The 24,840-nt window shown below is 73.3% G+C and carries 24 protein-coding genes and 1 pseudogene; 8 read left to right on the top strand and 17 right to left on the bottom strand.

What is annotated here, in order from left to right; genetic code table 11:
• Positions 1-13: 13 nt before the first annotated feature.
• The gene (locus tag ABQ292_RS14180) at positions 14-208 is read right to left on the bottom strand and encodes a hypothetical protein (RefSeq protein ID WP_369207407.1); all 195 of its coding nucleotides are present in this window, start codon (positions 206-208) and stop codon (positions 14-16) included.
• Here ABQ292_RS14180 and ABQ292_RS14175 point away from each other — a divergent pair.
• Both ABQ292_RS14175 and ABQ292_RS14170 read left to right on the top strand, forming a co-directional pair.
• On the top strand, positions 201-638 hold the full coding sequence (locus ABQ292_RS14175) for a TetR-like C-terminal domain-containing protein (RefSeq protein WP_369207405.1): 438 nt from the start codon (positions 201-203) through the stop codon (positions 636-638). The two genes, ABQ292_RS14180 and ABQ292_RS14175, sit on opposite strands and share 8 nt — an antisense overlap.
• An 851-nt stretch (positions 639-1,489) precedes the next feature.
• A pseudogene (locus tag ABQ292_RS14170) lies at positions 1,490-1,768 on the top strand (HNH endonuclease); the annotation flags it as partial.
• Positions 1,769-1,856: 88 nt separating this feature from the next.
• On the opposite strand, the gene ABQ292_RS14165 reads toward ABQ292_RS14170, so the two are convergent.
• The gene (locus tag ABQ292_RS14165) at positions 1,857-2,576 is read right to left on the bottom strand and encodes an SDR family NAD(P)-dependent oxidoreductase (protein WP_369207403.1); all 720 of its coding nucleotides are present in this window, start codon (positions 2,574-2,576) and stop codon (positions 1,857-1,859) included.
• A gap of 139 nt (positions 2,577-2,715) precedes the next feature.
• Between ABQ292_RS14165 and ABQ292_RS14160 the strand changes: the two genes are divergently transcribed.
• Positions 2,716-3,642, top strand: a complete 927-nt coding sequence (locus ABQ292_RS14160) for a bifunctional helix-turn-helix transcriptional regulator/GNAT family N-acetyltransferase (RefSeq protein ID WP_369207401.1) — start codon at positions 2,716-2,718, stop codon at positions 3,640-3,642.
• A gap of 98 nt (positions 3,643-3,740) precedes the next feature.
• Here the strand turns inward: ABQ292_RS14160 and ABQ292_RS14155 are convergent, their stop codons facing one another.
• Positions 3,741-4,934, bottom strand: a complete 1,194-nt coding sequence (locus tag ABQ292_RS14155) for an NAD(P)/FAD-dependent oxidoreductase (RefSeq protein ID WP_369207399.1) — start codon at positions 4,932-4,934, stop codon at positions 3,741-3,743.
• Positions 4,935-5,337: 403 nt separating this feature from the next.
• Between ABQ292_RS14155 and ABQ292_RS14150 the strand changes: the two genes are divergently transcribed.
• Positions 5,338-5,787, top strand: a complete 450-nt coding sequence (locus ABQ292_RS14150; protein ID WP_369207397.1) for a PGPGW domain-containing protein — start codon at positions 5,338-5,340, stop codon at positions 5,785-5,787.
• 160 nt (positions 5,788-5,947) lie between these two features.
• Here ABQ292_RS14150 and ABQ292_RS14145 read toward each other — a convergent pair whose 3' ends face one another.
• Positions 5,948-6,721: an enoyl-CoA hydratase/isomerase family protein gene (locus tag ABQ292_RS14145; protein ID WP_369207395.1), complete on the bottom strand. Its 774-nt coding sequence runs from the start codon at positions 6,719-6,721 to the stop codon at positions 5,948-5,950.
• 598 nt (positions 6,722-7,319) lie between these two features.
• Here ABQ292_RS14145 and ABQ292_RS14140 point away from each other — a divergent pair.
• Both ABQ292_RS14140 and ABQ292_RS14135 read left to right on the top strand, forming a co-directional pair.
• On the top strand, positions 7,320-8,105 hold the full coding sequence (locus tag ABQ292_RS14140) for an alpha/beta fold hydrolase (protein ID WP_369207393.1): 786 nt from the start codon (positions 7,320-7,322) through the stop codon (positions 8,103-8,105).
• The gene (locus ABQ292_RS14135; protein ID WP_369207391.1) at positions 8,074-8,343 is read left to right on the top strand and encodes an alpha/beta hydrolase family protein; all 270 of its coding nucleotides are present in this window, start codon (positions 8,074-8,076) and stop codon (positions 8,341-8,343) included. Before ABQ292_RS14140 ends, ABQ292_RS14135 begins: the two co-directional genes overlap by 32 nt.
• A gap of 343 nt (positions 8,344-8,686) precedes the next feature.
• On the opposite strand, the gene ABQ292_RS14130 is transcribed toward ABQ292_RS14135, so the two are convergent.
• From ABQ292_RS14130 to ABQ292_RS14080, 11 genes are all read right to left on the bottom strand, one after another.
• On the bottom strand, positions 8,687-9,652 hold the full coding sequence (locus ABQ292_RS14130) for a 5-oxoprolinase subunit C family protein (RefSeq protein WP_369207389.1): 966 nt from the start codon (positions 9,650-9,652) through the stop codon (positions 8,687-8,689).
• The gene (locus ABQ292_RS14125; protein WP_369207387.1) at positions 9,642-10,532 is read right to left on the bottom strand and encodes a 5-oxoprolinase subunit B family protein; all 891 of its coding nucleotides are present in this window, start codon (positions 10,530-10,532) and stop codon (positions 9,642-9,644) included. Before ABQ292_RS14125 ends, ABQ292_RS14130 begins: the two co-directional genes overlap by 11 nt.
• Positions 10,529-11,902: an acetyl-CoA carboxylase biotin carboxylase subunit gene (locus ABQ292_RS14120; RefSeq protein WP_369207385.1), complete on the bottom strand. Its 1,374-nt coding sequence runs from the start codon at positions 11,900-11,902 to the stop codon at positions 10,529-10,531. Before ABQ292_RS14120 ends, ABQ292_RS14125 begins: the two co-directional genes overlap by 4 nt.
• Before the next feature lie 6 nt (positions 11,903-11,908).
• Complete coding sequence (locus ABQ292_RS14115) at positions 11,909-12,154, bottom strand: acetyl-CoA carboxylase (protein WP_369207383.1); 246 nt, start codon at positions 12,152-12,154, stop codon at positions 11,909-11,911.
• 24 nt (positions 12,155-12,178) lie between these two features.
• Positions 12,179-12,898 carry a 5-oxoprolinase subunit PxpA gene (pxpA, locus tag ABQ292_RS14110; RefSeq protein WP_369207381.1) on the bottom strand — a complete coding sequence of 240 codons (720 nt, stop codon included), beginning with the start codon at positions 12,896-12,898 and terminating at the stop codon, positions 12,179-12,181.
• Complete coding sequence (locus ABQ292_RS14105; RefSeq protein WP_369207379.1) at positions 12,895-13,230, bottom strand: hypothetical protein; 336 nt, start codon at positions 13,228-13,230, stop codon at positions 12,895-12,897. The genes pxpA and ABQ292_RS14105 overlap by 4 nt, the downstream gene beginning before the upstream one ends.
• Before the next feature lie 48 nt (positions 13,231-13,278).
• A complete protein-coding gene (locus ABQ292_RS14100) occupies positions 13,279-14,025 on the bottom strand; it encodes an SDR family NAD(P)-dependent oxidoreductase (protein WP_369207377.1) in 747 nt (248 codons plus the stop codon).
• Positions 14,022-14,762: an SDR family NAD(P)-dependent oxidoreductase gene (locus tag ABQ292_RS14095; protein ID WP_369207375.1), complete on the bottom strand. Its 741-nt coding sequence runs from the start codon at positions 14,760-14,762 to the stop codon at positions 14,022-14,024. Before ABQ292_RS14095 ends, ABQ292_RS14100 begins: the two co-directional genes overlap by 4 nt.
• A gap of 159 nt (positions 14,763-14,921) precedes the next feature.
• Positions 14,922-16,304, bottom strand: a complete 1,383-nt coding sequence (locus tag ABQ292_RS14090; protein WP_369207373.1) for an MFS transporter — start codon at positions 16,302-16,304, stop codon at positions 14,922-14,924.
• Positions 16,301-17,191: a polysaccharide deacetylase family protein gene (locus tag ABQ292_RS14085; protein ID WP_369207371.1), complete on the bottom strand. Its 891-nt coding sequence runs from the start codon at positions 17,189-17,191 to the stop codon at positions 16,301-16,303. Before ABQ292_RS14085 ends, ABQ292_RS14090 begins: the two co-directional genes overlap by 4 nt.
• A gap of 68 nt (positions 17,192-17,259) precedes the next feature.
• Entirely contained in the window at positions 17,260-18,237 is a 978-nt protein-coding gene (locus ABQ292_RS14080) for an asparaginase (protein ID WP_369207439.1), read from the bottom strand.
• Positions 18,238-18,464: 227 nt separating this feature from the next.
• Between ABQ292_RS14080 and ABQ292_RS14075 the strand changes: the two genes are divergently transcribed.
• Together ABQ292_RS14075 and ABQ292_RS14070 are read left to right on the top strand one after the other, a co-directional pair.
• Complete coding sequence (locus tag ABQ292_RS14075) at positions 18,465-19,631, top strand: LacI family DNA-binding transcriptional regulator (RefSeq protein ID WP_369207369.1); 1,167 nt, start codon at positions 18,465-18,467, stop codon at positions 19,629-19,631.
• 545 nt (positions 19,632-20,176) lie between these two features.
• Positions 20,177-20,542: a nuclear transport factor 2 family protein gene (locus ABQ292_RS14070; RefSeq protein ID WP_369207368.1), complete on the top strand. Its 366-nt coding sequence runs from the start codon at positions 20,177-20,179 to the stop codon at positions 20,540-20,542.
• Positions 20,543-21,132: 590 nt separating this feature from the next.
• Here the strand turns inward: ABQ292_RS14070 and ABQ292_RS14065 are convergent.
• Together ABQ292_RS14065 and ABQ292_RS14060 are read right to left on the bottom strand one after the other, a co-directional pair.
• Positions 21,133-22,431, bottom strand: coding sequence for an FUSC family protein (locus ABQ292_RS14065; protein WP_369207366.1), 1,299 nt, complete (start codon positions 22,429-22,431; stop codon positions 21,133-21,135).
• Between the two features lie 385 nt (positions 22,432-22,816).
• Positions 22,817-24,346 carry an aldehyde dehydrogenase family protein gene (locus ABQ292_RS14060; RefSeq protein WP_369207364.1) on the bottom strand — a complete coding sequence of 510 codons (1,530 nt, stop codon included), beginning with the start codon at positions 24,344-24,346 and terminating at the stop codon, positions 22,817-22,819.
• Positions 24,347-24,840: the final 494 nt, after the last annotated feature.

The following is a 24,840-nucleotide window of genomic DNA, read 5'->3' as shown; positions in this document are numbered from 1 at the left end:
CGCGGCGGATCCGTCAGAGAAGGGGACGGCCGTGGCCGACATCCTCGACCTCGAGCTGAGCGAGCTCGACCCGGACGTGCACGCCGCCATCACCGCCGAGCTGCACCGCCGGCAGTCGACGCTGGAGATGAGCTGCTGCTCGCGAGGGGATGGCCGGCTTCACCATCGAGCGGGTCGCCGACCTGGCCGGATCCAGCAGGATGACCATCTACGAGTGGTGGCCGTCGAAGGGCGCGCTGGCCCTGGACGGCTACTTCACCGCGATGGAGCTGGCGCTCGCCGTCCCCGACACCGGCGACATCCGGGCGGACCCGACCACCCAGCTGCGCTCGTTCGTGGGTGTGCTGCGCGACACCCCGGCCGGCAGGGTGATCGCCGAGCTGATCGGCCAGGCCCAAGTCGACCCGGACCTCGCCGCGGTCCACCGCGAGCGCTACTCCGGCCCCCGCCGCGAGCTGGCCGTCACCGCACTGCGGCGTGCGCAGGAGCGCGGCCAGGTCCGGCGCGACGTCGACCCCGAGGTCGTCGTCGACCAGCTCTGGGGCGCCTGCTACCACCGCCTCCTGCTGCCCGACCAGCCGCTGACCGACGAGTTCGCCGATGCCCTGGTTGCCCACCTCTTCGACGGCGTGCGCTGAGCAGGGCCACGGCACGGGGAGGCGTGCGACACCGGAACCGGGACCGACCGGCTGCGCAGCCGGTTCGGCGAGCTGCTCGAGGAGCACCGCGCGACGCTGCCTGGCACGAGCCGGCCCGACCCGCTGGACCCGCCGGCTCCCCCGTGGCACGGCACCGCTGACGGTCCGGCGGCCCCAGGCGGGAGGCCGGGATCCCGAAGGCGCTCGCCGAGCCGATCGGCAGCTGGCCGGAGTACGCGGGAGCCACTGTCGTCGACCCCCCACCGCACCCCCTCGACAGGCGCTCGGGACCCTCGCGTGATCGCCTGGCTCTGCTGCGGGCGCACACGGAGCGATGACCCAGCGCAGCCCACACCCCCGAGGAGTGCTCATGACGCCGGACCCCGCACTCGAACCGTCCCTGGGTACCGACCCGGACGCGGGCCCCGGATCGGTCAGCTCGACCGAGTCGGCCGGGAGCATCGCCTCGGTCGGCAGCGCGGGGTCGATCAGCTCGACGGCCTCAGCAGGCAGCGTCGCCTCACGGGCGAGCTCTGGCTCCCTCGCCTCGCTGGCCTCCGCCGGCAGCATCGCGAGCATCGGCTCGGCGTTCAGCCTCGCTAGCATCGGTTCGCTCGGGAGCGTCGCCAGCATCGGCTCCGTCGGCAGTGTCGCCTCGATCGCCAGCAGCGGTCAGATCGGTGCCGTCTTCGGCATCCCCGTGTCCCGGCTGCTGGTCCTCGCCCTCCTCCGTCCCCGGCGGCGGCACCCGGGACGGCGCCGTGGGGTCGGCGCGCCCTCAGCCGTCCGGTCGACGAGGCGTCACCGAGGGCGGCGCCGGCGCGGGTGAGCCGTCAGCCGCCCGCCGCGGCGCCGACGCCGACCACGTCCTCCCGCACGCCCGCGGCGGGGCCACCGACTGCACCGACCTGTGCTGCCTGTGCCGCAGCCACCACCGGCTGAAGACCTTCGCCCGCGGCTGGCGCTTCCCGATGGACCCCGCCGGCGTCCTGCACGTCACCACACCCTCCGGCGTCACCCGCACCACCCGACCCCCCGGCCTGCGACCACCACCCCCGGCGGCACCCGACCCGCCACCAGCGGCCGCCGCCCCACCTCCACCGCCGGACGACGACCCACCGCCCTTCTGACGTCCGCCGTGAGGCGCCTCCGCGCGGCTCGCCGTCACGCCCGGAACGGCGCGATCGACCGCCGCGTCGAGGTGCCACCGCACTGAGGTCAGTGCGCCTCGGGGTCGGGCCCGTTGACGGCGCGGCCGCCGTCGACGGGCAGGACGGCGCCGGTGACGAAGCCCGCCGCCGGCGACAGCAGGAACGCCACGACGTCGGCCACCTCCGCGGCGGTGCCGACCCGGCCGAGCGGGTGCAGGGCGGCCATCTGCGCGTCGCTCCCGGGGTGCGCGGCCCGGTACTGCTCGTACCGGGCGGTGCTGATCGACCCGAGCGCGACCGCGTTGGCCCGGATCCCGTCGGGCCCGTGGTCGACCGCGACGGCACGGGTCAGGCCCTCGACGGCGGCCTTCGCCGTCGCGTACGGCAGCGCGCCGCGCACCGGGCGCTGTGCCTGGTGCGACGAGACGTTGACGATGGCGCCGGCCCGACCACGTGCGAGGAGGTGGTTGACCGCGGTGTGGCAGCCGGTGACCGCCAGGGCCAGGTTCGCGCTCACGAGTTCCAGCACCTCGCCGGCGGTGACGGAGGCCAGGCCGGCGTCACGCAACACCGCCGCGTTGTTCACCCAACCGACCAGCGGGCCCGCGTCCTCGGCCCGGGCTGCGGCACGGGCCGCGACCTCGGGGTCCCGCGCGTCACCGCTGAGCAGCTGGACCTGCTCGTGCGACCAGTCCAGACGCGCGGCGGTGTCCAGCACGACCACCGCGCCGTCCTCGGCGAGGCGCTCGGCGATGGCGCGGCCGACGCCCTGGGCGGCGCCGGTCACGACGAATGACGGTCTTGCGGGCACGTGCACTCCCTGGTGTCGGGACCGGGCACGGACGGCGTCTGTCCGGCCGCGAGGTGCAGTGCCCCGCTCGGCGAGGACGCACCCGCCGGCCCGGCTCTCTGACTAAGGTCAGAGGATGGACGACGCGGTGGCGCAGGTCCGACGGTTCAACCGGACGGTGACCCACCGGGTCGGGGCCCTCGAGGACGCCTTCCTCGCGCGGTCCCGGCCCCTCGGGCACTCCCGCGTGCTGTGGGAGATCGGGGACAGCGGTACCGACGTGCGCGAGCTGCGGTCCCGGCTCGACCTGGACTCCGGGTACCTGAGCCGTGTCCTGCGGGCCCTCGAGGACGCGGGGCTGGTCGAGGTCGGCACCAGCCCGGCCGACGGTCGGGTGCGCGTCGCCCGGCTCACCGCAGCCGGCGCCGGCGAGCGCGCCGAGCTGGACGCCCGCTCCGACGACGCGGCCGCGGCAGTGCTCACCGGGCTGAGCGCTCCACAGCGGGCACGGTTGCTCGCCGCGATGGCCGAGGTCGACCGGCTGCTGCAGGCCTCGATGGTCGACGTCGCCCCCGCCGACCCGCGCGACCCGGACGCCCGCCACTGCCTCGCGGCGTACTTCGCCGAGCTCGCCCGCCGCTTCGACCGGGGCTTCGACCCCGGGCGCAGCCTCCCCGCCACCGACGAGGAGCTGGTCCCGCCGGCCGGGGTGCTCCTGCTCGCCCGGCTGCACGGCGAGCCCGTCGGGTGCGCCGCCCTCAAGCTGCACGGGCCGCAGCCGGCGGAGGTCAAGCGGATGTGGGTCGCGGAGTCGGTCCGCGGGCTCGGCGTCGGCCGGCGGCTGCTCACCGCGGTCGAGGAGCACGCGGCGGCCGCCGGCGTCCGGACGCTGCGGCTGGAGACCAACCGGGCCCTGGGCGAGGCGATCACCCTGTACCGGTCGGCCGGCTACCGCGAGGTGCCGGCCTTCAACGACGAGCCCTTCGCCGACCACTGGTTCGAGAAGCAACTGGCCGCGGAGCGCGGGGACCCCGGTAGGTCACCGGGACGCTCCCCGGCGTGACCTCACCGGCCCCGAGCTCCCCGCCCCGCCGGTGGACGGTCGCCACCGCGCCGGCCGGCAGGGTGTCGGCCGGGAGGAGGTGCGGCCGCGATCGATCGTCATGCGTCGACGGTCGCGTAGAGCCCGGCGAGCGGGCTCTCGCCGGTGACGACGAGGTCCGCCACCACGCGGGAGGCGACCCATGCCTGCACGTGGCCCGTGCCGTTGTAGCCGCCCAGCGCCCACACGCGTCCGGCGGTACCCGGCACCGGTCCGCACCGGGGCAGGGGGTCGTCGGCGAAACCCACGACGCCCGCCCACCGGTGCGTCACCGGTGCACCCACCCGGAGCTCGTCGTGCAGCCACCGGTCGAGTCGCCCCTGGACCGGCGCGGAGACCTCGGCTCGGGCCGTCCAGCTCGAGACGCCGTCGAGGTCGGAGAAGCCACCGAGCGCGATCCGGCCGTCTGCTGTCTGGTGCACGTACTCGTGGCCGTGGCGCGCGTACACGGGGAACGGGAGGACCATCCGGCCGAGAGGTGCCGTGGCGACCATGTTGAGGCGCCGCGGACGCACGGACCGCGCCGACGGCACCAACGCCGCCAGATCGCCGTCCACCGCCACGACCGCCCGGTCGCACCGGACCACCCCGGCTGCGGTGCGCACGCGGACGCCGTCCCCGTCGGCGGCCGGTGGCCCGACCACCGGCGAGTGCTCGAAGATCCGGGTCCCGCGCGACTCCAGGGCGTCGGCGAGCACCCGGAGCCAGCGGACGGGGTGCACCGATCCGTCGTGGGGGAAGAACAGTCCGGCCCGTTCCGGCCGGGCGAGCGGGCCCGGGAGGTCTCCCCCGGCCACCAGCTGTCCCGGGAACCCGTCCTCGGCGAGCGCCGCGGCGTTGAGCCGGACGTCGTCCGCCTCGATCGCGTCGACGGCGAGCCTGAGGAGTCCGTCGAGACGGAAGTGGTGGCGCGCCCCGACGTCCTCGGCCACCTCGAGCATCTCCCGCTGGGCGGTCAGCGTCGCCTGGTGGATGGCCGCCGCGTGCTCGCGCCCCCACAGGCCGCGGGTGTCGTGGTACATCGGGGCGGCACCGGCGATGAAGAAGCCGCCGTTGCGGCCGCTCGCGCCGGAGGCCACCTCGTGCCCGTCCAGCACGGTCACCGAGAGGCCGGCGTCGAGCAGCCGCCGGGCGGTGGCGAGACCACCCACGCCGGCGCCGATCACGCAGACGTCCGCCTGCGCCTCTCCCTCCAGTGGAGGTCGCGGGCGGTACGGCTCGTCCAGCCACAGCGGAACCGAGCTGTGGGTCATGCGTGTCCACCTCCCACGTGGGCGCGTCACGGGTGAGCGCCCCCACCGTGACACGACGAAGGCCCCCGACCGGTGTCATCCGCTGGTCAGGGGCCCGCTGACTCCCCCGATCGGACTCGGGCCGACGACCCTGCGTTCTCGCCGACGTCTCTGACCGTGACTGCCCGCTACGCCGCAGGAGGAGCACTGCAGGACCCGGGCCGTCCTCTGGAACCCGCAGCCCGGCAGCTGGTCGACCACAGCTCGAAGCGGGTGACGGCGAGGTCGCGCGGCAATGCACCCGCCAGTCCTCACGCCGGCCACCGCGGCCGGCCGGGTCGTCCCGCTGTGTCCACGGGCGGAGTCCGGGACGCAATCGGGGCGGTGCCGCATGACGACTCGATGAGTTGGGCACCATCCAGTGGTGAAAACCGCTGTCATCGCCGTCCTCGGCGGCTTGCTGACCCTCGCCGGCATCGCGCTGCTCGTGCTGCCCGGTCCCGGCTTCGTGCTGGTCGCCGCCGGACTGGCGGTACTGGCCACGCGGTTCTCCTGGGCGAAGAAGCCGCTGGACTACGCCAAGGACAAGGCGCAAGAGGGCGTCGAGGAGGTCGCCAAGAGCCCGTGGCGCGCTGGTGGAGCCATCCTGGCCGCTCTGGTGCTGGTCGCGCTCGGTGTCCTCGCCCTGATGGGAGTGGACCTGCCGTTCATGAACGCGTTCACCGCCGTCGTGCTCATCCTCTCCGGACTGTTCCTGGTCGGGACGGTCGTCTTCGCGCGTCGCCAGGAGAAGCTCGAGCAGGCCCGGGCGCACCGCCCGGCGGGTGAGCGTGGCACGGCCGGCGCCTACCGAGCCGCGCCACACGGCAACTGAGCAACGCTCCTCGATCCCAGGTCGGCACACTCACGAACAGGCGGTCGGGTCCGGTCCCCGGTGCTGCACGGCCGGCTCATCCCGCGCCCTCTCGCCCTCTTCGGCTTGCTCGGACACCGATCGCGGCGCCCGACGCCCTCACGACGGATCGGGTCCCAGGTCAATCCGACCAGACCGGTGGCCGCCTGCCGAGGAAGGCGGCCAGCCCCTCACGGAAGTCCGCCGTCGCACCGAGCGCCACCGCCTCCTCCCGCTCGATGGCCAGACCCTCCTCGAAGGGCAGGTCGACGCCCTCGGTGATGCAGCGCCGGATCGCCGCCAGCGCCCGCGCCGGCTTCCGAGCCAGCCCCTCGGCGTAGCCCTGCACCTCCTCGCGGAGCCGCTCGGCCGCCACCACGACGTCGACCAGACCGATGGCCTGCGCCTGCTCGGCGCTCAGCAGCGTGCCGTCGTAGAGCAGACGCAGCGCTCCCGGCCGGCCCAGCAAGCGGGCGAGCGCCTGCGTCGCGCCGACCGGTGGGATGAACCCGATGCCGATCTCCGGCTGCCCCAGTCGGGCGGTGCCCGCGGCGAACCGGACATCGCAGTGCAGCACCATCTCCAGGCCGCCGCCGACCGCGGTGCCGTGGACCGCCGCCAGCAGCGGCTTCGGCGACGTGCGCATCCTGCGCACCAGGTCGTGGCACACCTCGACCCAGCGGCGCACGCCCTCGTCGTCCATGTCGGTGAAGACCCGCAGATCAGCGCCCACGCTGAAGTGGTCGTCGAGGGCGCTGGCGAACACCACCACCCGGACGGCGGGGTCGCTGAGGTGCCGCTGCAACGCCTCCGGGACCTCCCGCAGCATCTCCCAGTGGAAGGCGTTGACCGGCGGGCGGTCGTACTCGATCCAGCCCACCCGGTTGCGCACCGTGACCCGCAGGAAGTCGGTCATCGACCCTCGCCTTCGCACCGTCGACCGACCCTAGAGGCCAGGCTCGGCATGACGAGGTGTACGGCTCGCGACCACGCAACGACAGGGCACGTCGCAGGTCGGTGAGCACACGGAGCGCAGCGGGCCGTGGCGCTCGACCGCACGCGAGGAACGAGGGTGGTCAGGATGGTGGTCGATGCTCGCGTCCGGCGGATGTCGACGACCGGGTGCCGGTGACGGACCGTCCGGCTGGGGCTCGACCGGCACGTCGACGGGGCCCGGCTCGAACAGGACGGTGAGCCCCCCCTCGACGGCGCGCACCTGGTCGTGGCCGCCGTGCTCGCCGTCTCCCTGTCCTCGCTACCGGCACGTCCACCGTCGCCCCGGGCAGCGCTGCCCCGGACGGCCCCTCCGTCCCGGACGTCCCGCGCCCGCAGCCGTCCCATCCCCGCTCCACCACCCGATGAGGACCACCGGACCCCTCCTGGGCCTCGACGTGCTGCGGGACCGAGCCGCGCTCGACCGGGAGGCCTGGTGGCCGGCCCTCGGCGGCGTGTTGAGCAGGTTCTCCACCGCCGTTACGGTCGGCCCTCCCAGCGACGAGCAGAGGCCGACACCTGTGGAGCACGCGGTCTTCGATCTGGGTGACTTCCCCCTGCAGAAGGGCTCGGTCCTCCCCCGGGCCGAGCTGGGCTACACGACCCTGGGGGAGCTGAACGACGCCCGCGACAACGTCGTCGTGTGCCCGACGTGGTTCACTGCCACCCCATCGGACACCGCTCAGTGGATGACCGGCGCGGACCGGGCTCTGGACCCCGGTCGGTACTTCATCATCGTCCCGAACCACTTCGGGGCCGCGGTGTCGTCCTCGCCCAGAAACACCCCGCCGCCGTTCGACCGGGGACGGTTCCCACACGTCACCACCTACGACAACGTCGTGGCACAGCACCGTCTGCTGACCGAGGAGTTCGGGATCGAGCGCATCCGACTGGTCAGCAGCTGGTCCATGGGCGCCTGCCAGACCTACGCCTGGGCCGCCCTGCACCCGGAGATGGTCCAGGCGATCGCGCCGATCTCCGGATCCGCCCGCACGGCCGACTTCAACAAGGTCTTCCTCGCCGGCAACATCCGCGCGATCACCTCGGATCCGGATTGGAACGACGGGTTCTACGGCGACAAGGTCCCGATCCGCGGGGTCAAGGCCATGGCCGCCCTGTACGCCGGCTGGGGCTTCTCGGAGCCGTTCTACCGCCAGGAGGAGTTCCGGGCCTTCGGGGCCAGCACGGTCGAGGAGTTCATCGACTACTTCTGGGACGCCTTCTTCATCAAGTGCGACCTTCATCAAGTGCGACGCCAACGACCTGCTCGCGCAGATGTGGACGTGGTGGCACAACGACCTGGGTGACCACCCGACGTTCGGCGGCGACTTCGAGGCCGCGCTCGGCGCCATCCGCGCGAGGACGGTCATCCTGAACGCGCAGACGGACTCGCACTTCCCGCCTGTGGACAGCGAGTACGAGGCGCGGCACATCCCGGGCGCGGAATCACGGCCCATCCCGACCATCTGGGGACACCTGGCCCCGTTCAACACGGAGGACCAGGGGTTCATCGGCGCCGCGCTCCGGGAGCTGCTCGAGGGCTGACACCCGGCAGCAGCGGGGAGGCCCCGGATGCGGCCTGAACCGGGGACCGTCGACCGGGGCGCGGGCCCGGTGCCGGCCACGTGCCGTCGAGAACTCCTCGCGGCGGCCCGCTCGGCCCGGACCGGGTCGTGACAGACCACGGACGGCGGGGTCCGGGCCCCCTCGTCACCCCGTCCGTCGCGGCTGGGAGCGGCCGGGTCGGGCGAGTACCACGGGGCGACGGGGCCGGTGGGCGACCGAGGCGGAGCCGCAGTCGCCCACCGGGCACCCGGGCGCAGCGCAGGAGCCCGCCCGCATCCCCGCCTCGCCGGCCTCGGGCTCACGCGACGGCGACCGGCGGGGCTCAGGAGAGCAGGTCGCGGGCCTCACGCCACCGGGCCGCGGCCTCGTGCCGCGCCGCCAGCGCCTCCTCCAGCGACACCGGACGGAACCGGGTCCTCGTGCCGGGGGAGGACTGGCCCACCACGTCCAGATCGGCGCTGATCACCGTGGCCACCATGGCGTAGCCCCCTCCGGAGACGGCGTCGCGGTGCAGGATGATCGGCTCCACACCGCCCGGGACCTGGATGGAGCCCAGCGGGTAGCCCGCGTCGACGATGTTCGACAGATCCGACCCGGCGCCGAACGGCTGCTCGCGCTCCCGCCACTCGAGCTCTCCCCCGCTGTAGCGGAAGCCGATCCGGTCGGCCACCGGCGTCAGCGTCCAGGTGGTGTCCAGCAGGGTGGCCAGCCCCCGCTCGGTGAGCCGGTAGTCGTAGAGCCCCAGCACCACGCGGAGGTCGACCTCCCTCGACAGCACCGGCCGCAGGTGCTCGGGCACCGAACGGCCCGCGGTGCCCGAGCTCGCCCCGACCGGCAGGACGTCACCCGCGCGCAGCGCACGTCCCTCCAGACCGCCGAAGGACCCCAGCGTGTAGGTCGACCGGCTGCCCAGGACGACGGGCACGTCGATGCCGCCCGACACGCCGACGTAGGTCCGCGCTCCCTCCTCCAGGTAGCTGAACGTGAGCTCGTCACCGGCCGTCACCGCGACCGACTCCCACTGGGGAACCGGCTCGCCGTTGAGCAGGGGCGGCATGCGGGCACCGGTGACCGCCACGACACCGGGCTCGGTGAACCGCAGCTGCGGGCCCATGTAGGCGGCCTCGATCACCGCGTCGCCGGGCTCGTTGCCGACGAGGAGGTTGGCCACGCCGGCGGAGTACAGGTCGACGGCTCCCGACGGCGGGATCCCGACGTCGTAGTAGCCGGTCCGCCCGCGGTCCTGCACGGACGACGCCAGGCCGGGAGCGACGATCTCAACGGCCATGGAGGACCTCCAGCAGCGTGGCGTTGTACTCGTCCGGCGAGGCGAGGAAGTCGTCGAGGCGGAACTCGACCGGGTGCTGCCGGAAACGGAAGGAGCCCGCGGTCACCTCGTCGCCGATCTCCCGGTACCGGCGCTCGTCGACGGGCGTGAACTTCACCAGGTCACCGGGCCGGAAGAAGACCATGAAGTCGGCGAAGTCGGCCAGCGTCTGGGTCGGGTCGAAGATCGGCGCGGGGGTGACGCCGAACATCTGGTAGCCGCCGGCGCCCCGGACGGAGTAGATGCACGCGAAGCAGCCGCCGTGCCCGACGGTCAGCGGTGGCGTGTCGGTCCGCGGCCGCAGGTACTTGGGCACCTGCAGCTGCCGGTCCCGGGAGACCATCTGGTACAGGAACGGCAGGCCGGCCACGAAGCCCACCATCGAGGCCAGCCACGGGGAGCCGGAGTGCCGGGCGATGAACTCCTCGGTGGAGGCCAGCCCGTTCTCGGCGGCAGCGAACTCCAGGTCGTTGCCCTCGGGGCGCTGGTGGCGGTCCCGGAACCGCGCCGCGGTCTCGTTGGTGTAGGGGTCGTCGTACCAGACCGGCACCTCGACGATGCGCGTCTGCAGGGCCAGGGACGGCGTCGACTCCACCTCCCCCTCGACCTCCCGGACCTGCGCCTCCAGCGCGTCCGGAGCGATGACGTCCGGGTCGAAGCGCACGAGGAACGACGCGTTGGCGGGGCAGACGTCCACGACACCGGGCAGCTCGCGGCTGCGGAGTGCACGCGTCATGGCCATCGCCGCGAAGTTGACCTCCAGGCTCATCGCCTCGTCGAGCTGGACCACGAGGTGCTCGTCACCACCCCACGAGTACCGGCTGGACCACCGGGTGCTCATGCGCTCCTCCGCACCAGACCGTCCTCGCTGCCGTCGGTCATCCACTCCTCCAGTGACGTCGTGTGGTACTGCCCGGCCACGAAGCCGGGATGGTCGGCCAGCCTGCGCAGGAACGGCGCGGTCGTGGCCACGCCCTCGACCTCCACCTCGTCCAGGGCGCGTCGCCCACGCGCGAGGGCCGTCTCGCGGGTGTCCCCCCAGACGACGACCTTGGCCAGCAGGGAGTCGTAGAACGGCGGGACCTCGCCGCCCTGGACGAGCCCGGAGTCGACGCGCACGAACGGGCCGGCGGGCAGGTTCAGCCGGGTGAGCGTGCCGGGGCTGGGGAAGAAGCCGAGGTCCGGGTCCTCGGCGGTGAGCCTGAACTCCAGCGCGTGGCCCTCCGGCCGGATCTCCTCCTGCGTGAACGACAGCGGCTCACCCGCCGCGACGGTGAGCTGCTCGCGGACCAGGTCACGGCGGGTGATCAGCTCGGTCACCGGGTGCTCGACCTGGATCCGGGTGTTCATCTCGATGAAGTAGAACTCCGTGCGCTGGGGGTCGTAGAGGAACTCGACGGTGCCGGCACCGTGGTAACCCACCTCCGCGGCGAGGGCGACCGCCGACCGGGTCATCCGCTCGCGCACCTCGGCCGGGAGGTCCGGCGCGCCGGCCTCCTCCACCACCTTCTGCCGCCGGCGCTGCAGCGAGCACTCCCGCTCGCCCAGGTGCACGAAGCGCTCACCGTCCCCGAAGACCTGCACCTCGACGTGCCGGGCCGCCGGCACGTACCGCTCGAGGTAGACCTCGGCGTTGCCGAAGGCCGACTGCGCCTCCCCCTGGACCCGCGGCAGCGCCTCGCGCAGCACCTCCGCCGACTCCACCATCCGGATCCCGCGGCCGCCGCCCCCGGCCGCGGCCTTGATCGCCACGGGGTAGCCGGTGCGCTCCGCCACGGCGAGCGCGGCGTGGACGTCGGGCACCGGCCCGTCGGATCCGGGCACGGTGGGCACGCCGGCCTCCGCCGCGGTCTGCCGGGCCAGCACCTTGTCCCCCATGAGCCGGATGGCCTCGGGAGAGGGGCCCACGAACGCCAGCCCGGCGTCGACGACCCGCTGTGCGAAGGAGGCCCGCTCGGAGAGGAAGCCGTACCCGGGATGGACGGCGTCGGCCCCGCTCTCGGCCGCGGCCGCGAGCACGGCCCCCTCGTCGAGGTAGCTGCGGGTGGCAGACGGCGGGCCGATCACCCGGTGCTCGTCGGCCATCCGCACGTGCAGGGCGTCGACATCGGCCTCGCTGCAGACGGCGACCGTCCGCAGCCCCAGCTCGCGGGCCGCCCGCAGGATCCGGACCGCGATCTCGCCCCGGTTGGCGACCAGGAGTGTCCGCACCGGGGCTCAGCCGACCTCGACGGTGGCGACCGGGTCCCCGGCGCCGAGGACCGCCTGGTCCTCGACGACGAAGGCGGACAGGCTGCCGTCCGCGCCGGCCTTCACCTCCTGGTACTGCTTCATGATCTCGACCAGGCCGATCGTCTGGTCCGCGCTCACCGTGCCGCCCTCCTCGACGAAGGGCGGCTGGTCGGGCGCGGGCCTGCGGTAGAAGACGCCGGGCAGCGGGGAGCGGACGGTGTGCTCGGACACGTTTCCTCCAGGTGTCGGTCGGGGTCAGTTCGTCGAGACCACACCGCGGACGGCGGTGGCGACCTCGACGGCGTTCGGGGTGTCCGAGTGCACGCAGATGCTCTCGAACCGGACCGGGATCCGCGTCCCGGAGTCGGTCTCGGCCACGCCTTCGGTGAGCGCCAGCCGGGCCCGGCGGGCGGCGAGGTCGGGGGGCGTCGCATGGGGGCGCCGGGCGATGACCAGCGATCCGTCCTCCCGGTAGCCGAGGTCGACGTAGAACTCGGCGACGAAGGGCACGCCGCGTCGGGCGGCGACCCGTTCGTGGGCCGTTCCCACCATCCCGTACACCGGCACCTCGTACCGGACGGCGACGTCGCAGACGGCGTCCATCAGCTCCTCGCTCCGGCCCACCATGCCGTAGAGGGAGCCGTGCGGCTTGACGTGCGACAGCGCCAGGCCCTCCGCGTCGAGGAACGCGCGCAGCGCCCCGACCTGGTAGAGGACGAGGTCGCGGACCTCCTCGGCGGTGAGCGCCATCTCCCGGCGGCCGAACCCGACCGGGTCCGGCAGCCCCGGGTGGGCTCCGACCGCGACCCCGGCCGTGGCAGCGGCGGCCACGGTCTGGTGGATGCCCACCGGGTCGCCGGCGTGGAACCCGCAGGCGACGTTGACGGCGTCCACCAGCGGCAGCAGCGCCTCGTCGTTGCCGAAGGAGTGGATGCCGTACGACTCGCCGATGTCCGAGTTGATGCTGACCGTCATGATCTCTTCCTCTCCTCTCCGGTGCGGGCCTTCGCGGCGGCCCGCGCGGCCGCGGCCGCGGCGGCGGCGGCGACCGGGGTCTGGGGTGATCGGTCCAGGACCGCCTGCGGGTGCAGCGGAGGGCCCGGCAGCGAGAGCAACGCCGACCACAGCTGGGTCGCGGTGTCGGCGAGGACGCTGCGCCCGGTGCCGGAGTGCACGACGAAGCCTCCCGGCCCGCAGGAGACACGGGCCGGGTGGGCGCCGTCCTCCAGCACCTGGTTCACCAGGCGGGCGACCTCCCACCGGGCACGGCGACCGGCCAGGGAGGCGGACCACTCGTCGGTGGCCACCTGGCGTCCACATCCTCCGCACACGGCGTCCTCCTCGGGACCGGTCGCTCAGGGCATCACGTCGCCGGAGTTGGGCCCCAGCGTCTGCCCGACGTAGAGGTCCCCGCCCGGTGAGCTGGCGAGCAGCACCGCCGTGGGGGCGACCTCCTCCGGGCGGCCGAACCGGCCCAGCGGCAGCTCGGCCTGCTTCGCGAGCTTCCACTCCGCCGAGATCCCCTCGACCAGCGGTGTCTCGATCGGCCCCGGCGCGATGGCGTTCACCAGCACGCCGTCCCCGGCCACCTCCAGCGCGAGCGCCTTGGTCAGGCCGATGACCCCGGCCTTGGCCGCGCTGTAGTGGGTCAGCGAGGTGCCCCCCTTGATGGCCAGCTGGGAGGCGATGTTGACCACCCGGCCGGAGCCACGCGCGACCATGCCGGGGACGACGTACCGGCAGAGCAGGAAGACCCCGGTCAGGTCCACGTCGATCGTCTCCTGCCACTGGGCCAGGGACATCTCGACCAGCGGTGACTGCGTCAGGATCCCCGCCGCGTTGACCAGGACGTCGATGCGCCCGAGCGCCCGCTCGGCCTCCGCGACGGCGCTGCGGACGGCGGCCTCGTCGGAGACGTCGGCGACGACGCCGGCCGCGGCACCCAGCCCGGCTGACGCCTGCTGCACCGCCGTGCGGTCCCGGTCGAGCAGGACCACCTGCGCGCCGGCGGCGACGAAGGCCTCGGCGATCGCCCGTCCGATCCCGCTCGCGCCGCCGGTCACCAGGGCGGTCCGCCCGTCGAGCGCACCCGGTGTGGTCATGCCCGCATCTTGACCGTCAGGCCGCCGTCCACGACGAGCTCCTGGCCGGTGACGTAGCGGGCCTGGTGCGAGGTGAGGAAGCGGATCACGTCGGCCACCTCCTCGGGGCGCCCCACCCGGCCGAAGGGGATGTCCGCCCCCGCCCGCCGCAGCCCCTCGGGGCCGAGCGAGTTCACCGGGTCGGAGGACTGCGGGGTCTCGATCAGCCCCGGGATCACCGCGTTCACCCGGATCCCGCGCGGTGCCAGCTCCACCGCCAGGCTGCGGCACAGCCCGAGCACCCCGGCCTTGGCGGCGGCGTAGTGGGCGTGGTCCTCCCAGCCGTACACGCCCCCGGCGATGGAGGACACCGCCACCATGGCCGACCCCTCCGGCATGAACGGCGTGCAGGAGCGGAACGTCCGGAGGACCCCGGTGAGGTCCACCGACAGCATGTCGTCCCACGCCTCGTCGGAGAGCTCCTCCAGCGGTGCGCGCCGGAGGACCCCGGCATTGGCGACGACGGAGTCGATCCGGCCGGTCACCTCCTGCGCCGCCCGCGCGAGGCCGTCGACCTGGTGGGTGTCGCGGACGTCGACCGCCACCACGGTGCCGGTCCCGCCGGCGGCCTCCACCAGCCGGAGCGTCTCCTGTGGGTCGTGCGGATCACCGGGGTAGCTGCCGATGACCACGTGTCCGCCGTCCTGGGCGTAGCCGACCGCGAGGGCGCGGCCGATGCCGCTGGCCGCTCCGGTCACCACCGCGACCGCGGGTCCGTTCCGGTCGGCGGGAGTTCCTGCCGTCATTCGGTCCTGCCTCTCCGCACCCGGGGCGGCGGTGCCGGGCGGACACGGTGTCCGCGCACCCGGCACCGCCGCTCCGCGGTGCTCGATGCCGTCGTGGGGAACGTCGTCCGGTCAGTGCTGCAGCTCGGCCACGGGCTTGGCGAACAACATCAGCAGACCGGAGACGAAGGTGCCGAGCGCGCCGATCCACAGGGCGGCCGTGCCGGTGTCCGACGCCGCCGCCACCGCGGTGAAGAGGAACCCACCGATGATGGTGCCCGGCTGGCTCATGGCCCCGATGATCACCGTCCCGGTGCCGCGGCAGTCCGTCGGGTAGCACTCCCCCATGTAGAAGAGGATCGCGGCGTAGGGGCCCACCAGGAAGAACAGCCCGACGGCGTACGTCGTGACGATCAACGCGGCGGAGTCGACGAACGGCGCCAGCATGACGGCGAACGCCAGGCCCGAGATCATCCAGCCGATGACGATCGTCCGCTTGCGGCCGATCCGGTCACCCAGCCAGCCGTGGAACAGGTACCCGAAGTAGGCCCCCAGGTTGATCAGGATCAGCATCCAGAACGCCGTGCTCAGTTCCACCCCCTTGGCGTTGGCCAGGACGGAGCTGCCGAGCACGCTGAAGATGTTGATGCCGAAGAAGTTGATGATCCACGCCGCCGACAGCACGATCGTGTTGCGTCGCAGACCCGGCTGGAAGATCCGCGCGATCGGAGCACCGTCGCTGTGGTCGACGCCGTACTCCGCGGCCAGCTGGTCGGCCTCGGTGGCCCTGCCCTCGGACTTGAGCCGGCTGAGCTGCTGCTGGAGCTGGAACTGCGGCGTCTCGCGCAGCTTCTTGCCGATCACGACGATGAGCACGAGGGCCGGCACGGCGGCGACGAGGTACATCCCCCGCCAGCCCAGCGCCTCCAGCGCCACCACCGCCAGCGCGCTGGACAGCAGGAAGCCCAGCGGCCAGCCCCCCTGGACGAAGGCGTACCAGAGCCCGGGCCGAGCCCGCTTGCGCTCGTCCTCGGTGACCGCGAAGACCTCGTTGAGGTAGGTCGCGTTCACCGACTGCTCGGAGAAGCCCAGGCCGCCGAGGGATCGGACGGCCACGACCGAGGTCAGTCCCGCCCAGGCCGGCTTGGTGGGCAGCGCAGCGGTGAGCGCGGAGGCGACCGCCGTCCCGCCGATGGTGAGCATCATCCCGCGGCGCCGGCCGAGCCGGTCGATGACCGGGCCGACGCCGAAGGCGACGATCGCGGTGCCGATCGCGATCAGGGTGTTGACCAGGTAGGCGGTGGAGTCGTCCCAGCCGAAGTCGTCCTGCATGGCCGGGAGCAGGGTGCCGAAGAGGCCGTAGTCGAAGACCGCGACGGTCCAGGCCAGCAGGGCCAGCACCATCGCGACGTTGGTCTCCCGCCGCGTGAACGGGGCGAACTGCCGGCGCTGGAGACCCGGGTGGACGAGCTCCTCGGTGGCCGGGACCGGCTTGCCCGGGATGGGCGCGCTCACCGCTGGGTCCCCTGCCACGGAGCGCGGGCGGCGAAGTGGTCGGCGATCTCGTCGAAGGTGGCCCAGCGGACGCCGTCGTGGCCGTTGATGTGCTCGATGAGCCGCTCGAGCATGAGCAGCACCTGCGGGCGACCGGACACGTCCGGGTGGATGGTCATGGTGAAGGCCGCGTAGTCCATCTCCCGGTGGACCCAGTCGAACTGGTCGCGCCACATCTCCTCGAGGTGGCGTGGGTTGACGAAGCCGTGGCTGTTCGGACTGGTCTTGACGAACATCATCGGCGGCAGGTCGTCGAGGTACCAGTTGGCCGGGATCTCGATCAGCTCGGTCTCCTCGCCGCGGACCAGGGGCTTCATCCAGTCCTCGGCCGAGGCCGAGTAGTCGATCTTGGTCCAGCTGTCGCCGACCCGGACCCGGTACGGGGTGAAGTCGTTGTGCATGAGCGAGTGGTCGTACTTGATCCCCCGCTCGAGCAGCAGTTCGTTGGTGACCGGGGAGAACTCCCACCACGGAGCGACGTACCCCGTGGGACGGCGTCCGGCCTCCTTCTCGATCAGATCGATGCACCGGTCCAGGACGGCCGCCTCCTGGGTGCGGCTCATCGCGATCGGGTTCTCGTGGCTGTAGCCGTGCACCCCGACCTCGTGGCCCTCGTCGACGACGCGCCGGAACTGGTCGGGGAAGGTCTCGATGGAGTGACCGGGGACGAACCAGGTCGTCCGCAGGTCGTGGCGGCCGAAGAGGTCGAGCAGCCTCGGGGTGCCGACCTCGCCTGCGAACATGCCGCGCGAGATGTCGTCAGGGGAGTCCTCACCTCCGTAGGACCCCAGCCATCCAGCGACGGCGTCGACGTCGACGCCGAAAGCGCAGAGGATCTCCTTGGGCAACGCCTTCTCCTTCTCTCGGGTGACCGGCCGGGGTGGCCGGGGTGTCGGTGGGCGGACGTGATCCCGGGTCAGTCGGTGCAGAGGCCGGGGAGCGCCTCGCGCACGGCGCCGACGTCGGCGTGGACGCCGAGCAGAGCCGCGAGTGCGATCCGTGCCTGCGACGGGCGCAGCCGGCCCGTGGGTACGGCTCCGGCCGCGACCAGGTCGGCGCCACCGCCGTCGCCGTAGATCCCGGCGACCGGCCCCTCGGGCACGCGCGTGGAGAGCGCCACCACCAGGCCCGCCGCGGACAGTTCCGCGACGGCGTCGGAGATCTCGGGGTTGGCGTTGCCGGCACCGGTGGCCTCCAGGACCAGGCCCCGGGCACCCGCCGCGCGGAAGGCCCGGAGCGCGACGGCGTCGGCACCCGGGTAGCAGGCGGCGATGTCGACCCGGGCCCGCGACGGGTCGAAGGCCGTGAGGTCGAGGTGAGCCCGGGTGCGGCGCCGGGTGGACAGGTGCACCTCGCCCTGGTGGACCCAGCCGAGCAGGCCGCCGTCCGGTGCGGTGAAGGCGGTCGAGGCCAGGGTGTGGTTCTTGCGGATGCCGCGGGCCGGCAGCACCGCGCCGTCGAAGACCACCACGGCGCCCAGGCCGCGGCCGGCCGGCGCGGTGGCCACGGCGACGGCGTCGGCGAGGTTGCGCGGGCCGTCACTGTCGGCCGCGTCGGCGGGGCGCTGGGCGCCGGTGAGCACCACCGGGCGGTCGTCGGCGACGAAGAGGTCGAGGAAGAACGCCGTCTCCTCGAGCGTGTCGGTCCCGTGGGTGACCACCACGCCGGCGGTCGCCGGAGCCTCGAGGTGCTCGTTCACCCGGACGGCGACGTGGGCCATCAGCTCGAGGTTCATCCGGTAACTGCCGACGCGGCAGACGTCCTCGACGGTGATGGCGACGCCGGCCCTGGCGCGCAGGTCCGCCACCAGCTCGTCCACGCCGGCCCGCGCCTTCACCGTTCCGTCCGGACCGCGCCGCGTCGCGATCGTCCCCCCCGTCGCGAGGACAGCCACAGTCCGCACCGGCTCCGCCTCCTGATCCGACTCCGTGTCGCTCCGCCTGGCGGGGCTGTGACCGGAGTCGCGCTAACGTTTGCACCGAACGTTTGCGCAAGTGTCGCGGGTGTGTCAAGCCTCGGAGGGCTCGTCGTGTGGACGACCCTCGGCCCTGCGGAACCGGGACGGGGTGGCAACCGTCCAAGAACTGACGGGGACGACGGCCGGCGAGGGCAGGAGGGGTCGTGGCGGGGAGCGTGCACCGCGGCGCGGGGGGTGGTGACCTGCCCTTCACCGACCCCGCCGGCCGGCCCACCCTGCGCACCGTGGCCGAGCTCGCCGGAGTGCACGTCTCGACGGCGTCCCGCGTGCTCAACCAGGTCAGCGGCCCCGGCGTCCGCTCGGCCAGCCGCACCACGTCCGAGCGGATCCGGCGGATCGCCCAGCGGGTGGGCTACAGCCCCAACCCGCATGCGACCGGCCTCCGGACCAGCCGCAGCAACCTGGTCGGGGTGCTGGTCCCGCGCCTGGTCGACATCGTCCTGGCAACCATCTACGAGGGGATCGAGGAGGCCACCGCCACCTACGGGTTCTCCACGTTCGTGGCCAACACCGGCGACGATCCGGTCGCCCAGCGTCAGCGCACCGAGATGGTGCTCGCCCGTCGGGTCGATGGGATGATCTTCGGGGATGCGTACATCGACGGTGGGTTCCTCGACGAGATCGCCGGTCGCGGCGTGCCCTTCGTGCTGGTGTCCCGCCGTGCGGGTGCACACCCGTCGGTCACCTGCGACGACGTCCTGGGTGGCCGACTGGCGGCCGAACACCTCCTGGGCCTCGGACACCGCCGCCTGGCGGTGATCGCCGGCGAGCCCTACGCGAGCACCGGGATCGACCGCACCGCTGGCTTCCGGGCAGCCTGCGCCGAGGCCGGGGTCGAGGTCCCGGAGGCGCGGGTGGTCCACTCCGGATTCGACACCGAGGGTGGCCGTGCGGCCATGGTGGAGATCCTCGCCGGGGGGGACGTGCCCGACGCGGTGTTCGCGGTCAACGACTTCGCGGCGGTCGGGGCCATGGGGGTGCTGCGCGACGCCGGCCTGGCCGTCGGCCGGGACATCGGCGTCGTCGGGTTCAACGACGTCCCGCTGGCCGGCTCGCTACCGGTCGGCCTCACCACCGTGCGCTCGCCGATGCACGAGATGGGGGTCCGCGCGGCGCACTTGCTCATGCGGCGGTTGCGCGGCGAGCAGGTGGAGTCCGAACGACTCGTCCCGTCGCTGGTCCCGCGGGCCTCGACGCTGGGCGTCGAGGTGGGGTGGAGCGGGGCGCGAGGTGTCGGGCCGGGGTCCGGCGCTGGAGCACCGGGCTCGACCCCGGACCGTCCGGCTCCGCGCACCCCCACTCCCCGGTGACCGCGGCATCCTCGGGCCCCGTCGTGCCGTCCTGCAGGACTCCCGAGACGGGCTGCGTCGTGCGGGAGGGAGCTCACTGGTCGTCGGACGGGGGTCCGATCGCCCACCAGCCCGCCGACCTGAGGTGTTGCTCCCCGATGGGACTCGAACCAATGACCCTGCGAGTTGATCTTGACGATGTTGGCAGCAGTGGGCCAACGATGAACGTCCAGGTCAAAGGGGTGCTGCTTCATCGGACGTCATCAGCTGTCGCCTGCTGTCGAGGGCTGTTCGTTGGTCGTGAGTTGGCCGCGTCGCGGCGGAGGCCGGCTCACAACGCCCACCGACCTGGCGCCGGCCTCGGCGCCGGGCGTCCACGCGGGCCGCACGTCCCCGGACGCCGTGCCCGCTCCGTACAAGGCCAGGTCGCGTCCTCGCCTGGTGAGGTGACCGAGTCCGACCTCGAACTCACCCGCCGGATCGACGCGCTCCTCCCCGGCTGAGCGGCTCCGTGCCAGGTCGTTCGCCCCTGCCTGCGGCCGGTCGTCCCGCGTAACGTGCCCGGCGTGACGCTGACCGTCGGGAGCGCCGTCGAGCGGTACGCCGCGGCCTGGCGCGAGACCGATGCCGCCGCGCGCCGGACGCTGCTGGACACGTGCTGGGCTGAGGACGGCGTCTACTGCGACCCGCTGAACCGCGTCGAGGGCCGCGACGGGCTGTCGTCGCTGATCGAGTCGTTCCAGGAGGAGAACCCGGGCGCGCGCATCGACGTCGTCAGCGGCATTGACGAGCACGACGGCTACCTCCGGTTCGCCTGGCGGATGCTGGCAGCCGATGGCTCGGTCGCACTCGAGGGGACCGACTTCGGCGAGCTCGACGGCGAGGGCACGCTGCGCCGGATCGTCGGCTTCTTCGGCCCGCTACCGACCTGAGCCCGGTGGAGCCGGACGGCCTCAGCCCTCGATCGGGATGACGGGCAGCCGGTCGGCCTCGGCGTCCGGGTCCTCGGTGAGCCCAGTGTGCACAGGGCCGAACTGGACAACTGAACCGCCCCGGGTTCAATGGAGTCTCTGGTGTGCCCCAGGTTCGACGGAGTCGGGCCGTTGGACTCACGAGGTCCGATGATCAGTTGTCGGCCCTCGAACTCTACGGGTGTGAGCATCCCCAGGCGGCTGTGCCGCCGTCGCCGGTTGTGCAAGATCTCGAGGTACTCAACATCGCGTCGGCCATCTCGATGCGGGTCTTCCAGCGCCGGCGGTCGGCGAGATCCGAGTGGCCGGCGTCCCCCGTCGCTGCGAGTTCGGCTCCGGCGAGATGCACCAACCGGCCATAGCGGCGACGCTGGACCGGCTCGGCTACGACAGGGGCGTCGCCCTGAAGGGCTGAGCGTCGGGCGACCCGGCCGTGGCCTGGAGCGCTTCTGCTCCTCCTCGCCTCCTCGCTGAGACTGCCGCCCTGCGGTCGGTCCAGCTGTAGCGGTCCCGCCGTGACCACGCCCCGCTGACCGGGCTCCGGTGGCAGGTCATCGGCGCGGGTCGCGGCCCAGCATGGGCGGGGGGACGGCTCCCCCTCCGGTCGGCGGCCGGCGGAGGAGCCGCAACCGGTCGGACGCCTGCAAGGCGACGCGTCGGGCGCGGAAGGAGTCCGCGGGGGGCTCTGGCGTCCGGGCCCGGCCGGCCGGGTCGAGCTCGGCGAGCATCCGGTCGACCGTCGTCAGTAGAGCGGAGTTGAGCCCCCACAGACCGGCGCGGCTGCGCGGGTCGTGAAGGAGGTCCTGCATCAAGGACCGCCCGCTGCGCAGCGCGTCGAGCGCCCCGGCGAGTCGTTGCCGCTCCCATCCCGCACCGGCGCCCACCTCGGTGAGAAGCAGGCTCCCGAACTCGCGCACTGCGCTGCTCATGCGCGCCAGCAGGCTGACGGTGATCCGCTGGATGGCCTCGGCGTAGGCGGGGTCCTCCGCCACTCCGGTCCGTTCCCGGGTGGCGTCGTCGAGGGCGCGGAAGAGGGTCCGCAGCGACACCGAGGTGTGCTCGAGTGCGTCCAGTCCCCGCCGCATCCCCGGGCCGATCGGCGCGGTCTGCAGCGCCCGCACGTTGAGGCGGCGGCTCTCCTGGGCATGGGCCAGCGCCCGGTCCACGCGTGGCGCGTGCCGGTTGAGGCGCCGGGCATCCTCCAGCCAGCGCGTCGACTGCTCCGCGGTCACCGGTCCGGCCGACAGGGTGGCCGCCGCATCGTCGAGGAGGCCGGCGATCTCGCTGGCGAACTTGTACACGGCTTGCCCCGCATACCGGGTCTGTACCGCGGGTGGGAAGAGCAGATTGACGAGCATGCCGACCGCGGCGCCGATCAGCGTCTCGACGACCCGCCCACCCCCGACGGACTCCACCCCCGCCGAGCCGACCCCGAGGACCAGCATCGCGCTGATGGGCACCTCCACCAGGTGCGGCCCCAGTCTCAGCAGCTGCCCCACGACGATGGACGCCGCGACGAGCGCCCCGAGGCTCCACCACGTCAACCCGACCACGCCGACGACGGCGACCGCCAGGGCGACACCGGCCACGACGCTCGCCACGCGCTGCAGCCCGTTGAGCAGGGTGCTGGTGAGAGTGGCCTGCACCACGAGGAGCGCCGTGAGCGCGGCGATGATCGGAGGCGGGTCGTGCAGCCCGACGCGCTGGGCGATGAGGAAGGCGGCCACCGTGGCGCCGGTCATCCGACCGGCGCGGAAGGCCGCGGACCGGCCCCGCGTACGCACGCGGAGCACGAACTGCGCCGCCGGGCGCGGGAGGCGCAGCGCGGCTCCCCGGCTGCGACGGGTCACCTCGTCATCCTCCACCCCGGACCGGGCCAAGGACCTTCGGCACCGTCGCCGCCTGCGCGAGGAGCCCGGCCGTGGCCGGGCGGAGCCCTCGGACGATCCTGGCACCAGGACCACCCGGGACGACCGAGACTGGTCTCGGCGTCACCGAGTCTGCGCGAGTGCGCGGTCCCCACGCAGGCGGTCCCGAGCAGCCGACGCCGGCGGAGTCACGTCGCGCCGGCGCCGGCCGGTCCCCTGCCGGCATGAGCCGCCCCATGTGAGCCACTCCTGAGGGCCTCCGTCGGGAGCAGATGCCAACCACGCCATGAAGCCCGGGCGCGGCTGATCAGTCGGCGTGCAGATCTCAGAGCCGCCGGCCTGGGTGGCGGTGCTGTGGGACGCCTGCTCAGGATCCTGTCCGGGGAGCCGGGGTGGCTCCGTGGCCCAGGCGCACGTTGACCTGCTTGGTCTGGGTGAAGCCGGCGATCATGCCCTCGAGGGACACCTCCCGGCCGATGCCGCTCTGCTTGTAGCCGCCGTAGGACTGGCCCACGACCTGCCCACCGCCCTGGTTGACCTGCACCCACCCGGCTTCCAGTCGGTGCGCGGTGGTGATCGCCAGGTCGATGTCCTGGCACCAGACGTAGGCCCCCAGCCCGTAGGCGGTGTCGTTGGCCATGCGGACGACGTCGTCGACGTCGGTCCAGGCGATGGCGACGACCACGGGGCCGAAGATCTCCTCGCGGGCCAGGCGGAAGCTGTTGTCACCGCCGGAGAACAGCGTCGGCACGTGGAAGAACCCCTCGGCCAGCGGCCCGCTGGTCGGCGGCAACCCGCCCACCTCGACGTGCAGCGCGGGATCGGCCAGCCCGTCCTCCAGATAGTCCCGGATGGACTCGAACTGGGTCTCGTTGATCACGGCGCCGATGTCGCTGGCCTCGTCCAGCGGGTTCCCGACCTGCATCGACCCCAGACGCTCTGCCAGCCGGGCGAGCACCTCGTCGTGGACGTCGCGGTGCAGGTACAGCCGCGAGCCGGCGGTGCAGCTCTGGCCCTGCCGGCTGATCCGCGAGGACAGCACCAGACCCTCGATGAGCTCGTCGGTCACCGCACCGGGGAACACGATCGAGGGGTTCTTGCCGCCCAGCTCCAACGAGACGTGGGCCAGCCGCTCCCCCGCCCGGGCGGCGATGCCACGGCCCACCTCGGTGGAGCCGGTGAAGGAGACCTTGTCGACACCGGGGTGCTCGACCAGGGCGTTGCCCGCATTCCGTCCGGTGCCGGTGACCACGTTGAGGACACCGGGGGGCAGGAACTCCTCACAGATCTCGGCCATCAGCAGGATGGACAGCGGGGCGTCCTCGGCGGCCTTGAGCACGATGGTGTTCCCCGCGGCCAGCGCCGCCGGGACCTTGAAGCCGGCGATCATCAGCGGCGAGTTCCACGGCAGGATCGCGCCGACCACCCCGAGCGGCTCCTGCCGGGTGTACTGCAGCTGCGACGCCCCGGCCGGCAGCGTCGTCCCCTTCACCTCCCCCGCGACACCACCGAAGTAGCGGAACAGGTCCACCAGCAACCCCGCCTCCGGGCGCGCCTGGGTGCGCAGCGCGTTCCCGGTGTCGGCGGCGGTGACCCGGGCCAGCTCCTCGGCACGGCCCTCGAGCGCGTCGGCGATCCGCAGCAGCACCCGCTGGCGCTCCTTGAAGTGCTGGTCGCGCCAGGCGGGGAAGGCCTCCCGGGCGGCGGCGACGGCGCGGTCGACGTCCGTGGCGTTGCCGCGCGGCACGCGGGCGAGGGCATGGCCGCGGCGGCCCGGGCTGGTGATCTCCCGCCACTCGCCGTCGACGGCCTCGACCCAGTTCCCACCGATGAGCATCAGCCGGGTAGGAGGGGACGCGGCGCCGGCGGGTGTGCTCAGGACGCTCTGCTCGGTCATGGTCTTCTCCTCGCGTAGGTGGTGAGGGATCAGCTGGCTGAACCGGACGTCCGGCTGGGTTCACGGGGTGTCACGTCCTCAGCGCGTACCCCACGGTCGGCGACCCGGACCCGCACACCTCGCCCACCCCGATCGATCCGGCTGGCTCGTGTAGTCCGACCCGGCGGGGTCACCCCGGGCCAGGAGGCGGGTCGGTCCCTGCCGCGTGGCTGCGCGCCTTCGGGACGACGGTGGTTCCGGTCGCCCGGTCGCCCGGACGCCGACGGCCTCGTCCAGCACGTCGGCGCCGGAGGGCTCCCGTCGTGGCGGGAGGTGATGACCTTGCGAGCCTCCATCTGCACCGTGCGGCTGCGATCGGTCAGGGTGCGGTGTCATCTGGTAGCGGTGTCTGCGGGAGGTTCGGCCGGGACGGGCCGGCGCCAGGGCCGGTCGCGCCGGCCCCGGGGAGCGCCGTGCCGCCGAAGTGCTTGTCGACCAGCTCGCGGATGGCCGAC

The sequence above is a fragment of the Geodermatophilus maliterrae genome, assembly GCF_041018925.1.
Classification (GTDB): domain Bacteria; phylum Actinomycetota; class Actinomycetes; order Mycobacteriales; family Geodermatophilaceae; genus Geodermatophilus; species Geodermatophilus maliterrae.
Note: the sequence above shows the minus strand (reverse complement) of the source record. Positions and strands in the feature narration are given on the sequence as shown.